Genomic DNA, 12,991 nt, shown 5'->3' with positions numbered 1-12,991 from the left:
TCCCACCTCACTTAGAAGCATTCTTGAATTTTCTATTTTCATATTCCTTAGACATCTTTTCAAGCGCATCCTTCATAATTTCTGAAAGTGAATGCGTATTATTTATAGCATTAATTACATCTTGCGTTTCTACACATTTCTTATAATCTGCAAATGCTGTCTCCACTGCATCTTTAATAACACCTTCAATATCAGCTCCACTGAACCCTTTTGTTTTTACAACAAGTTCAGATATTCTTATATTCTTCAAGTCTTGAGGTCTACGTTTATTAATGTGTATTTGAAAAATTTTCTCTCTTTCATATTCATTTGGCAAGCCTACATAAAAGATTTCATCAAAACGACCCTTTCGTAATAATTCTGGTGGCAATTTTGTAATATCATTTGCTGTAGCTACTACAAATGTTGGACTGTCTTTTTCTTGCATCCATGTAAGAAAATTACCAAACAATCGAGTAGTGACTTCTGCACCACCACCGTTTCCACCAATTCCAGCAAAAGCCTTTTCTAATTCATCTATCCATAAAACACATGGTGATATTGCCTCTGCAAGAGCAATTGCATTTCTGAGATTGCCCTCAGATTCACCTACATATTTCCCCATCAATCTTCCCATATCTAATCGAAGAAGTAGTACTTCAAACAGGTTAGCTGCTGCCTTGGCATTTAATGACTTTCCACATCCAGGTACTCCTGCAATCAATACACCTTTTGGCATATCCACACCATACTGTTTTGCCTTATTCATGTTTTTATAAATCTTTGCTTTGCGAATAAACCATTCTTTTAGATTTTCTAGACCACCGATATCGTCTATGGTTTCTTTAAGCGGAATCATTTCCAAAATCCCAGCTTTTTTTATCATCTGCTGCTTTTGGTCAAAAATAAGTCTTAAATCACGCCTTGTCAATTCCCCATCATCAGCGTATGATAGTGCCAAAAGATTATGAATTTCAAATTCAGTTAACCCTTTAAATGCAACAGCAAGTTCATCAACAAGACTATCTTTAACTGCATCAAGATCATTTTCTTGGATAAAGTCTAGAATTATCTGTTTAATCTCATCGCTACTCAAATAATCCATTTCAAGAATGGTAATAAATTTTTCTAACTCTTTAGGAATGACCAATATATTAGAAATAATTACCACTGTAGCATCCACACCTTGGTTAATCATTCTGGCTACACCCTTAATTTTTGAAACAATCTTAGGATCATCTAAATAGGCATTAACATCCTTCAGTAGAATTATTTTTCTATCCAACATTTCTTGAGGTTTCAACTGGTCAAGCATCATCTCTAGAGTACAGTCCTCTGTCATTGGTGTCTTTGTTTCGAAATCTATGTAGCCATTTGTCTCATTCCATTCATAAATTTCTTTTCCACAACTTACTTCTTTAATAATTAAATCAACTTTATCTTCTTCAAATGTATTCAAATATATGATAGGAAATCCAGCATCTATATAACGGGCTAATTTATCTTTTAAACTATAATTCACAATAACCCCAACACCTTTCTATTTGTAAAGTAATTCAAAATATTTTATTTAAACTCACTAAGTATTATTTTATTTTCAATTTCTGGAGAATTACTATCAATAGATAAACATCCCATTTTTTTTCGAGTATAATAATACAATATCCCCTTTGAATAATTCATACGAACTACAGCACTAAATGGATAATGATGCTCTAATAACACTTTATTTTTTCCATCTAAATCTGTTTTGTAAAAACAATTTTGAGGATCATTTTTATATTCTCCCCACCCAGTGCTCTCCCATTTTAAATAATATAAATTTTTACCATCTGTATCCAATTTATTAATACTTGTATCAATTTGTACATTTGAATTTGTATCTAAATCCACTCTGTATAAAGTATTGTTTTTACCTTGAATGTAAAATAAATACTTATCAGTTATTTTTGCACTCTTAAATGTTAAATAATCTAGACTTAAAATCTTTTCTTTTTGTGTACCATCATGTTTTGCCTTATATAAGCTTGCACTATATTTCACTTCTTCTATCCATAAAAAATAATTCTTGTTACATAATATACTTTTATACTCATCACCAATAGTTTTCAACCTCATATCACAACTTGAACATTCTATATTCATATCCATTCTATTACTTCCATCTAAATTAACCCTGTGTACTTTTAAGTTACTCAGGATACTCTTATATCCTGTGGTAAAGAAAATAATATCATCAGCTACGCAAAAATCTGCTACAGGAGTACCATCAGTTACTAATAATTGCTCATCACTTCCATCTATTCTGCTTCTATACAAACTGTTTACATTTTTATACCACTTTCCTTTACTGTCTTGCTCACAGTTGAATTCGAACTCATCATTTAATTCATCAACATAAAATATTCCTTCTTTTATATATACTTTCCAATCAAGATATTCAAAATTTTGTTTTTTAATTTCGCCTCTATAAGTAATACCTTTTGAATTTGCAGTTTTTAAAAAAATAGAGTTATCACTTTTTAGAATACAGTCCTCTATGACAATGTTTTTTTCATCTAAATCAATATCGCTTTTACTATTTATAACCAAAACGGGATTTGAGATACCTATATATTTAATATCATTTTTACTTAAAGGAAGATAGAATCTCTCATCACAGAGATATATTGTTTTAGCATTTTCATCTAACAAGTCTGATAATTCCTCTTGATTAAATGCTACTAGATCAACATTTCTTATAATATCTTCATTTTCAGTAAACTGTTTAAGTTTAGTAATTTTACTATTCCTTTTTTCAATGTTTTCTATATCAATATCGTTTTCCTCAATATATTCAATATCAAATATTTCACAAATCTTTTTTTTAAAGTCTAAGCTTGAGCTATTTAACTCTCCAACTTGTATTGCTTCACTTTCATAATATCTGTCATTTAACCATGTTATTAATTTTCCACTAATAAAGTAGTTTACCACTTTTTCTAGATTAAAATTTTCTCTTAATTCTTCTAAAGTTCTAACCATTACTCCGTTATTCATCTCTAAAGGAAATTTAATTTTCTTCGCCATTATTCATGCACCTCCGCATATATTGTAACAATTTTTTTTGCTTCATTTGTAATCTTCTTTTTCACTTCCTGTGGCTTTATTATCTGGACTAACTCTATTGGTTGACTCATTATCCATTTTATAAATCCATCCTCAAATACATTTAGAGTTACACTTACTGTATCAGCTTTAACCTCTACAATATTGGCATTTCTAAATTTATCATGTATGTATGGGTAAAACTCTTTTTTACACGAAATAAGAACCTCTATAAATTCACCTCCATACATCTGAGTAATCCCTTTTGAATACCTCTCCATATATTGAACTACACTTTGCTTCTCACCTATCCTTTGACTTCGAGCAACAGAGAACGAATAAATTCTGTCTAGTCGAAAATATGCCGGATATTGCTTATTGCTTGTCTTTAAAAATGCTATTAAATACAAATATCCAAAGTCATATTTTATTGCACACGGAATTACTTCTCTTTCAACCACCTCTCCACTCATTTTTATATAGTTTATTCTAATAATAGATTTATTCGTTATTATAGTTGCCAAGTCACCATGCATCTTAAGGATTGCTTTTTTATGAAGAGGTTCATCATACTTCTTTATACATTCTTTTTCATGTATTACCATTTTACCTGCGTTTTCAGCATTCTCTGCCAAATGTGTGAGCAATCCATCCATTTCATCAGCCCGAAGTGCACCAGTATCTAATAACACTCTTTCAATAAACAGATACTCCATAGTTTCCAGTGCTTTTCTTTGCGGACCTGCAAAGTAATAAACATTTTCCTGCCTATCATAGATTAACTCTTCATTACAGAACAGCTCACTTAAGTATAATCGCACATCCTCTATATCCCTATCAAATGTTCTAGGCAAACTATCTGTCTCCATACAAAAGCTAAGTTTATTGACTTTTTCTCCTTGTGTCAGCTTTGAATATAACAAAAGCAACCTTGTTATCTTGTCCATTAAATCACCCTTAAACTCTATTACTTTCTTGCTACATTCTAATTATACCATGCAACAACGTCAAAATATGACGTTGCTGCATTTAATATGTAATTTTTTTATAAATAGGCAAAAACACCCTCTAGGCTTATATAAACCCAAAGTGTGCTCCACTTTTCCAATTTTATTTACATCTCCACCTCACCTTCAACTTCTACCCCAGATTTAAATTCTACGGTGAACTTATCCTCATGCACCATACTCTTTCCAATCAACCTCCTTATCAACTGCTCATCACATTCATCAATAAGCGTTGGTTGTTCCTTTAGGAAAGCTGTCATATCCATAAGTCTTTGGCCCGCTGCTTTCTTTTCTGCATCTTCTGCTAAAGCATAATGCTTTTCTTCCCGTAGGCGATAAACCTCATCAGCATTATCGTTATAATCCTCTTTAGAATTGGCCCATATTAATAGTTGATTTCGTAGATCTTCTAGCTTTTTCTCTATTTCAGCTATTGCACTGGTATACTTTTCATTAATTACCGTTTCTATATTATTGCTAAGAACTTCTAAAAAATCATTCTTTTGCCCAAGCAAATCATTAATTGCTCTTACAGCGGCATCCTTTAATAAATCCTCAAGCACCGTCCTTGAGTTGCAAGCTAAGCCTGTGTTCTCCAATCTACTGACGCATCTACAAACAATAGATTTCTTGCCTCTGTTGTTCCAATGAACTCTGCAGTATATCTCTCCACATTCCCCGCAAAAAAACAATCTGTGAGAATGGATGGCTACAACTAAAATTTCTTTTCTTACCACTTGTACCTACATGACCTGTACTTCTGCGAATCAGTTCTTCCTGAACCTGCATAAAAATCTCTTTTTGAATTATAACTTCGTGGCTATTTTCTACATAATATTGTGGAACAACACCGTTATTTTGAACTCTCTTTTTTGTAAGAAAATTAACGATATAAGTTTTCTGCAAAAGTGCATCGCCCATATACTTCTCGTTGCTGAGTATCTTTCGAATTATACTGGTATTCCACCTTTTTTTACCTGCACTTTTCAGTATCCCATCGTTTTTAAGTACTTTTTTATTTTATCCATGCTAGAGCCTTCAAGATATTCTCGATAAACACCTTGTAATTATTAACTCTGCCTCTTCAGTAATAATTACAAGGTGTTTATTTTCATCCTTTTTATATCCTAAAACCTATTAGTATTTATTTGAATGATGCCCTATTGATATAGATACTGAATACCAAGTTTCACATTCTGACTTAAACTCTAACTTTCTTGCTATGCAAGGGATGCCATGATTGTAAGCATAATTTCTCCCTCGGAATCCAAACTATTAATATTTTCTTTTTCAAAATATACTGCAATGTTCTTCTCTTTTACCTTACGGATGTATTGTAAACAATCCAAAGTGTTCCTAGCAAAGCGACTAATTGACTTGGGTAAAACCATATCAATATTTCCAACCACGCATTCCTCAGTCATTCTATTAAACTCGTCACGCTTTTTTGTATTAATACTGCTATATCATCATCTGCAAATATATCTACGAATGATAACTCTGGATTCTTTTTAAAAGTTAAGCAAACTGTGTTCACTATTTGTTACGGCCTTCAGATACAATTTTCCAAAACAACTGTGGTATCACAGAAGTTGTTTTCTTGATGTTATTACCACAAAAGAACATTCTCACTCACCCAAAACATCAATTTAATATTGACACTTATAGATATAAATGCTAATTTACAATTAGTGGTATTAAGATACAACCTAACAATAGGAGAGCATAAAGTAAATGAATAAATTATTAGGAGGTGCTACTAATGGCAACAAGAGGGAAAAGTATAAATCTGTTCTTAATGGATGGTAATGCAAACGGTCGTATGAAATGTACCCTTGCCAACTGGACAGGTGTTGCATATAAAATTCCACGTACTGAGTTAGATAAGTGTAAAGAAAGAGATGATTTAAAACAAAGTGGTGTTTACTTTCTATTTGGCACGTCAGACCAAACTGGGAAAAATGTTGTTTACATAGGTCAAGCAGGTGCAAGAAAAAATGGTGAAGGAATTCTCAATCGCTTGCAGGAACATAAACGTAATGCTGAGAAAGATTATTGGACAGAGGCCATTGTTTTCACAACCTCTAACAATTCATTTGGTCCCACTGAGATTAGTTATCTTGAAAATCGTTTCTGTAATCTTGCAATGCAGGCAAACCGCTACACTGTTAAGAATGGGAACGACCCAACTCCCGGTAATATTACAGAAGAAAAAGAAAGCGAACTTGAGGAATTCATAGATTATGCAAAAATCATTATGGGTACACTTGGACATAAGGTATTCCTCCCATTTACAGAGCCAAAAACCATTATTTCTGAATCTACCACGGACAATGAACCAGAATTGATTCTATATCTTAAGAGAAAAAGTCGAAAGAGTGGGCAGCTCATTGAAGCCTCTTGCAAGCAGACTAGTGAAGGTTTTGTCGTTTTAAAAGGTAGCCATATTGAAACAAAAGATTCTCCAAGCATCCCTGTGAGAATTAAGGAAGCCCGAAAAAATGCAAAAATAGATGACCAAGAAGTATTACAAGAGGATGTTCTATTTAATAGCCCTTCCTATGCTGCTGCTTTCGTTATCGGTGGTCATGTAAATGGTCTAACTGAGTGGAAAACTACAGAAGGAAAAACCTTGAAAGAGCTTGAAGAAGAACAATAAAATAAGGATTTCCAGGACTGAAAGTCACTGCTGTGAATTTAGCAGCAACTCTTTCGCTCTCGGAAATCCTTTATATTTAGGGTATTTCTATTTCCTAATACTTAAACACTCTTCGTAAGCTTCACAACCGCCTCAGCAGTAGTCTCCTGCCAATCATCCGTCGCTTCGCTCGGATTCTTGGGGAGCCCTTGCATGGGTGGCACTCTTAAAACTTCCTAATTCGCTTTGCTCTTAGTAAGTTTTGTGACCACCTCAACATGCGGCGTATGCGGGAACATATCCATAACTTTCACCTTTTCCACCTTATATCCATTAGCAGTTAATACTTCTAGGTCTACTGCTAGGGTTTTAGGGTTACAGGATACGTAGATTATTTCTTTGGCGTCAAATTTTATTACGTAGTCTAGGGCTACTGGGTGTACTCCTGGTCTTGGTGGGTCTAGGATTATTATGTCTGGTTTTTCTGTTACATTTTTTATGGTTACTGCTACATCTCCTGCTATGAATTCACAGTTGTTTAGTCCGTTAATTTTAGCATTTTCTTTTGCAGCTTCTACGGCTTCTTCTATTAGCTCTATACCTACTACTTTTTTTGCTTTTGGAGCTACTATTTGTCCTATGGTTCCTGTTCCGCAGTATAGGTCAAAGACTACTTTGTCTTCTGATTCTCCTATGAAGTCTCTTACTATAGAGTAAAGCTTCTCAGCTCCTTTAGTGTTAGTTTGGAAGAAGGCAAATGGATTTATTTTAAATTTTAATCCTAGAAGATTTTCTATTATATAGTCTTTTCCATGTAGTATTTCTACAGAATCTGCTTGCACTACATCTGATAGAGAATCATTTAAGGTATGGATTATTCCTGTGAGCTCTCCTTTTAGATTTAATCCTTTTAAAGCATCTACAAAGGCTGTGAAGTCATATTCTACTTGGGTAGTTGTAACTATGTTAACTAATATTTCTCCTGTGTTTATAGCCTTTCTTACTACTAAATTTCTTAAAAAGCCTTCATGTTTTAAGATTCTATAATAAGGAAGGTTTTCTCCTCTGAAGTGGTTTATGGTTGCATTTATTATAGCTCTGAAGTCTTCGTCTACTATTTGACAGTTATGTACTGATACTATGGAAAAGCTTTTTCCTTTAGCGTGCATTCCTAGGGTTAGTTCTCCACCTTTTTCAAAGTCTCCAAAGGTGAATTCCATTTTATTTCTGTATTCATAGTGAAGTGGGCTGCTTTCTATTCCTAGGTACTCATAATCTGTTATACCTTTGTTATCTAATAGTGCCTTTACTTGTTCTTCTTTAAATTTAAGTTGAGTGTCTAGTGATAAGTCTCCTTGACTACATCCTCCACAAATTCCAAAGATATCGCAGGCTGGCTTTACTTTGTAGTCTACGTCTTCTAAAACTTCAAGAAGTTTAGCTTCTACTCCATTGGAATTTTTTTTAGTTACTCTTGCTCTAACCTTTTGCCCAGGCAATGCACTTTTTATAGCTACTTTTTCTCCTTCATGGAATGCAACTCCCTTTCCTGGAAATTCTGTACCCTCTATGATAAATTCATATTCTTTTCTCTTTCTCATGTTTATCTCCTTATCTAATAAAATTCTATGTTAGTTTTAATTTTTTATTTTAAAATAATTTTATTTATTAGGTATTTTTGTAAGTCTTAACTAAATTTTTTACCCTCTATTTTGGGGTTCCAAATATGACTCTGAAAATCACCAAAACCTCTGAAACCCGCATGAACAGAACAAATAGTTAACTAGTTATATAGTTTCCTAGTTAAAAATTTATATAGGTATATTGTTTTATTGTTCCCTATTTAACTATTTTAATATTTATATAGGTTCATATTTATATAGGTTCATAGTTTTCTAGATATATTGTTTCCTAGGTAAATAGGTATATATTTATTTGAAATTACCTAGTTTATTATATATTATCCCCCAGATTTTATCTAGGCTTTTATGGTATATCCCTAGGAATTTTAAAGCTTCTCCTTACATTGAATGTGGTAACTCTTAGTATTATGGCATATATACGGCTTAATTGACATAAAATATAGGAAGTTGATATAATGATTAAAACTGTGGAAAACTTTTAGAATATCTTTAAAGGGGTGAGGTTATACTGTGAGATCTAAAAAAGAAAATACTAAAGCACTGATAGTTGATAGCTTTAAAAAGTTAATGACTCAACATTCCTTTGATAAGATAACTATAAAAATGATTACTGATGAGGCAAAGTTAATAAGACCATCCTTTTATAACCACTTTGCTGATAAGTATGAACTGCTTGAATGGATTTGTTATAAGGATATATTTGAAGGTGCAACCCTTCTTATAGATAATAAAATGTTTAATGAGACAATTCTTTTTGTTCTTACTAGGATAGAAAATAATAAAGAGTTTTATATTAAAGCTATGAAAATAGAAGGACAAAATTCCTTTGAAAGTATAATATATAAATTTCTTCTTAAGATGTTTGAAGAATTATTCTCTGTGCTAGATATAGAAAATATGAATTTTGAAGGAATTCTCACCGCTTCTGAAATTGCTAATTATTACTCTAGAGGTTTAACCTATTTTTTAATTACTTGGCTTAAAAAAGGTGTACAAGTTCCTGCTCATGAGTTAGCTGAAAAATATTATTTACTACTTTCTAATTCCTTAGAAGATATTGTGTTCAAGCCATTATAAAAAGTTATGGGGCTTTAGCAAAATATATTACTAATCTTATATAAAACAATTAAATAGATTTGTTTTAAAGCAACTACATAAGTTGCTTTTTGTTTTTTTTGATATACATTTATGGTAAAGTGTATTTTTACATAAAAATCTACATTGACTATAATTTAAGAAAACAGATTATGAAAGGAAGATGCTTATGAGTGTTCTGGAAATAATCATAGTATCAATAGGATTGTCTTTAGATGCATTTACAGTGACAGTATGTACAGGTGCAACTCAACCTTATCTTAAAAAGCGTATGGATTTTATTGTTGGCCTTGCATTTGGAGGAATACAAGCTATTATGCTTACTATTGGAATGATGATTACCAAGTTTCCAGTAAGCTCAATTTATTCTGAAACTTTTAAATCCATCAATCAATGGTTTTCTGCAATTATTTTCATTTTCTTAGGACTGAAGATGATAAAAAATGCACTTACTATTAAATCCATCAATGAGCAAAGGGAAAGTTTTAACTATAGAAATATTTTTTCCTTAGCCTTTGCAACTAGTTTGGATGCTTTAGTATTAGGAATTGGCTTTGCTCTACTGCGCACTGAAATTATTATAGATATGTTTATCATATTTGTGATAACAGGGATTTCATCTATTGTTGGGCTTAGGGTAGGCTACCGTGTGGGTGATAAGTACAGAGTTGCAGTTAATATCTGTGGTAGCGTTATATTACTTATTATGGGAGTAAAAATGATACTTTCTTACTTTAAAATTATTTAAAATGGGGGATGGCTTATGTTAAATGTAAAATATAAAATTGAAAAGGCTGCTTTAAAGCAGGGACTTGGATACTTAAAGAAAAATCCTGAGAAAAACTTTGAGAAAATTGTTCATTGGTTAAGGAAGTTCGATACAGAAAATTTATATACACCTCAATATGATGCCGTTGAAGGATTTTTAAAGGAGAAGGATAATAACTGGGTAGAGCTTATGACTAAATTAGCCAAAGAAGTGAATCCTCATATTTTAGAGACTGTGTTTAGTAACTTTCTTCTTAATTCTTCTATTAGAGGTTGGAGTGAATCTAGGAAAAAATCTAAGGAATATGGCTATGAAATTCCCTTTACTCTACTTATAGATCCTACTACTGCTTGTAATAAGAAATGTATCGGTTGTTGGGCTGCTGATTATAACAAGGCTTTAAATTTAAGCTATGATGAATTAGATAGTTTACTTATTCAAGGTAAGGATTTGGGTATCTTCTTTTATATAATGACTGGTGGTGAGCCGTTAGTTAGAAAGAATGATATTTTAAAACTAGCTAAGAAACATAATGATTGTGTGTTTATGATATTTACTAATGGAACCTTAATTGACCAGGCTTTCTGTGAAGACCTATGTGAAGTTGGAAATATAGTTCCTACTATTAGTGTTGAAGGTTTTGATGATGCTACTGATGCAAGACGTGGTGATGGTTCTTGGAAGGATATTACTCGTGCTATGTCTCTTATGAAGAAAAATAGAGTTCCTTTTGGATTCTCAACTTGCTTTACAACTAATAACTGTGACAGCGTTTTATCTGAAGAATTTATAGATATGATGATAGATATGGGTGCTTATTTCTCTTGGTACTTTACTTTTATGCCTATAGGCTGCAAAACAGATACTTCCTTAATGGCTAATCCTGATCAAAGGCAAAAACTATATCGTACTATCAGAGGTTGGCGCTCTACTAAATCAATCTTTAATATGGATTTCTGGCATGATGCTGAATATGTTGGTGGTTGTGTGGCTGGTGGAAGACGATACTGCCATATTAATGCTAATGGAGATGTGGAACCTTGTGTATTCTGCCACTACTCCAGTGCTAATATAAAGGAAGTTCCTTTAATTGAAGCCCTAGGACAGCCACTGTTTATGGAATACCAAAAGAATCAACCTTTTAATAAAAATCAATTTAGACCTTGCCCAATTCTTGATAATGCTCCAAAGATTGCAGAGATGGTTAAGGCTTCTGGGGCTAAGTCTACAGAGTATGTAGATCCTGAAAATGTAGATGATTTAGTAGCTAAAACTATAGACTATGGTGAAACTTGGGCTAAACGTGCTGAACCATTATGGAAGGAAAATTTAATGTGTAAAAATAAATAAACTATGCCCCATTGGGTAAGGAATTTTACTCCTGGCCTATGGGGTACTTTTATGAATAATAAAGTAATGCTGTTTCTTTTTCTTCCTTTTCCCCTTATAATATAAGAGTAGATTATGCTTCATAAATTTATAATATATTCTTTAATATGAAGCTTGTAAAAATTAAATTTCTGGAGGAATTATGAATACACTTACTTTTATTTTTTTATGCTTTGCAGGTTTTCTGGCAGCCTTTGTAGATTCCATTGCTGGTGGTGGTGGGATAATAAGCGTTCCTGCTTATATGATAGCTGGTTTGCCTCCTCACATGGTTCTTGGAACTAACAAGTTTACAGCTTCTATGGCCTCGCTTACTAGTTCTATTAATTTTATAAAGTCAGGTAACTGCAATTTTAAGTTTCTTAAAATAGTGGCACCTTTCACTTTAATAGGCTCTATTTTAGGCGTTAAGGCTGTACTTCTATTGGATGAAAGTTTTCTTCAACCTTTAGTTCTTGTGCTAGTTCTTGCCATAGGTGTTTATACATTCTTTTCTAAATCCATTGGGGAAAAGGATAATTTTAAGGGATTAAATAAAAGGAATATGACTATTTCTATAATCTTTGCTTTTTCACTAGGATTCTATGACGGATTCTTTGGACCTGGTACAGGCTCCTTTTTAATCTTTGGTCTTATTAATATTTTAGGTTTTAATTTTCTTAAAGCTTCAGCCAATGCTAGAGTTTTAAATTTTGTTAGTAATATTGCTGCTCTTGTTACCTTTGCCTTTAGTGGTAACATAAATTACCTAATTGGTATACCTGTTTGTGTATTTATGATATTAGGAGCTAAGCTTGGAACAAAGTTAGCTATTAATAAGGGTTCAAAGGTTATTAAGCCTATTTTTGTTACTATGTCCCTTGCCGTAGCTATAAAAATGTTATTACAACTATTCTAATATTAAATATTTTATATATTAGGAATAATTTTCTTTACAGGAACTTATCCTTAGCCTATACTTATTAATGTGTGCTAAAAAGGAGGCTTTGTGCTCATGTATTCATTTGTTGTTGTAATTATTATAATTATTATTGGATTTTTAGTTTGTAAAAGAAATTACAAAAATAGAGCTAATCATATTAATGGCAATTTATTAGAGTATTGTTATCACATTGTTGTAGAATTTGAAAAACTTAACTTTGAACAACGAGGGAAGTTTAAGGATTCTCTTACTAAAAAGGAATCGGAGCTATTTGATGGAATAATAACTAGAAGCATGACTTTAGGTAAGAATCTTAACATACTTCAAAGTCATATGTTTAATCTAGAGTCTATTATGAAAAAAATAAAGGCACAAAAAACTAATATAATGCAATAAAAAATATTTTAATAAATATTTAGATATAATTTCTCATATTATACATAAACTAAATGGGAATCTTAA

12 protein-coding genes and 1 pseudogene are annotated in these 12,991 nt (G+C 32.2%); 6 read left to right on the top strand and 7 right to left on the bottom strand.

All coding sequences use genetic code 11. The features are described 5' to 3' along the window. Positions 1-7: 7 nt before the first annotated feature. From ACTNBA_RS15550 to ACTNBA_RS19130, 6 genes and pseudogenes are all read right to left on the bottom strand, one after another. Entirely contained in the window at positions 8-1,501 is a 1,494-nt protein-coding gene (locus ACTNBA_RS15550; RefSeq protein WP_502361630.1) for an AAA family ATPase, read from the bottom strand. Positions 1,502-1,545: 44 nt separating this feature from the next. After that, positions 1,546-3,048 carry a DUF5050 domain-containing protein gene (locus tag ACTNBA_RS15545; RefSeq protein WP_441075162.1) on the bottom strand — a complete coding sequence of 501 codons (1,503 nt, stop codon included), beginning with the start codon at positions 3,046-3,048 and terminating at the stop codon, positions 1,546-1,548. After that, a complete protein-coding gene (locus ACTNBA_RS15540) occupies positions 3,048-4,013 on the bottom strand; it encodes a helix-turn-helix transcriptional regulator (RefSeq protein ID WP_441075160.1) in 966 nt (321 codons plus the stop codon). The genes ACTNBA_RS15545 and ACTNBA_RS15540 overlap by 1 nt, the downstream gene beginning before the upstream one ends. Positions 4,014-4,180: 167 nt before the next feature. Then, on the bottom strand, positions 4,181-4,810 hold the full coding sequence (locus tag ACTNBA_RS19140) for a recombinase zinc ribbon domain-containing protein (protein ID WP_502361629.1): 630 nt from the start codon (positions 4,808-4,810) through the stop codon (positions 4,181-4,183). A gap of 91 nt (positions 4,811-4,901) precedes the next feature. Then, positions 4,902-5,024: pseudogene (locus ACTNBA_RS19135) on the bottom strand (recombinase family protein); the annotation flags it as partial. A gap of 269 nt (positions 5,025-5,293) precedes the next feature. Further along, positions 5,294-5,497, bottom strand: coding sequence for a recombinase family protein (locus ACTNBA_RS19130; RefSeq protein WP_502361628.1), 204 nt, complete (start codon positions 5,495-5,497; stop codon positions 5,294-5,296). A 338-nt stretch (positions 5,498-5,835) separates the two neighbouring features. Here ACTNBA_RS19130 and ACTNBA_RS15530 point away from each other — a divergent pair, with 338 nt between their 5' ends. Next, complete coding sequence (locus tag ACTNBA_RS15530) at positions 5,836-6,732, top strand: GIY-YIG nuclease family protein (protein ID WP_441075158.1); 897 nt, start codon at positions 5,836-5,838, stop codon at positions 6,730-6,732. Positions 6,733-6,947: 215 nt separating this feature from the next. Here ACTNBA_RS15530 and rlmD read toward each other — a convergent pair whose 3' ends face one another. After that, entirely contained in the window at positions 6,948-8,312 is a 1,365-nt protein-coding gene (gene rlmD / locus ACTNBA_RS15525) for a 23S rRNA (uracil(1939)-C(5))-methyltransferase RlmD (protein WP_441075156.1), read from the bottom strand. A 552-nt stretch (positions 8,313-8,864) separates the two neighbouring features. Here rlmD and ACTNBA_RS15520 point away from each other — a divergent pair. From ACTNBA_RS15520 to ACTNBA_RS15500, 5 genes are all read left to right on the top strand, one after another. Beyond that, positions 8,865-9,431 carry a TetR/AcrR family transcriptional regulator C-terminal domain-containing protein gene (locus tag ACTNBA_RS15520; RefSeq protein WP_346846342.1) on the top strand — a complete coding sequence of 189 codons (567 nt, stop codon included), beginning with the start codon at positions 8,865-8,867 and terminating at the stop codon, positions 9,429-9,431. Between the two features lie 187 nt (positions 9,432-9,618). Next, on the top strand, positions 9,619-10,197 hold the full coding sequence (locus tag ACTNBA_RS15515; protein ID WP_441075153.1) for a manganese efflux pump MntP: 579 nt from the start codon (positions 9,619-9,621) through the stop codon (positions 10,195-10,197). Positions 10,198-10,212: 15 nt separating this feature from the next. Next, complete coding sequence (locus ACTNBA_RS15510; RefSeq protein ID WP_441075152.1) at positions 10,213-11,568, top strand: radical SAM/SPASM domain-containing protein; 1,356 nt, start codon at positions 10,213-10,215, stop codon at positions 11,566-11,568. Between the two features lie 181 nt (positions 11,569-11,749). Continuing rightward, the gene (locus ACTNBA_RS15505; RefSeq protein ID WP_346880093.1) at positions 11,750-12,505 is read left to right on the top strand and encodes a TSUP family transporter; all 756 of its coding nucleotides are present in this window, start codon (positions 11,750-11,752) and stop codon (positions 12,503-12,505) included. Positions 12,506-12,601: 96 nt separating this feature from the next. Continuing rightward, positions 12,602-12,925 carry a hypothetical protein gene (locus ACTNBA_RS15500; RefSeq protein ID WP_441075150.1) on the top strand — a complete coding sequence of 108 codons (324 nt, stop codon included), beginning with the start codon at positions 12,602-12,604 and terminating at the stop codon, positions 12,923-12,925. The last annotated feature ends 66 nt before the right edge of the window (positions 12,926-12,991 follow it).

Origin of the sequence: Clostridium sulfidigenes, assembly GCF_052067195.1 — a bacterium.
GTDB classification, from domain to species: Bacteria; Bacillota; Clostridia; order Clostridiales; family Clostridiaceae; genus Clostridium_J; species Clostridium_J sulfidigenes.
This window is presented reverse-complemented; position numbering and strand designations above follow the sequence as displayed.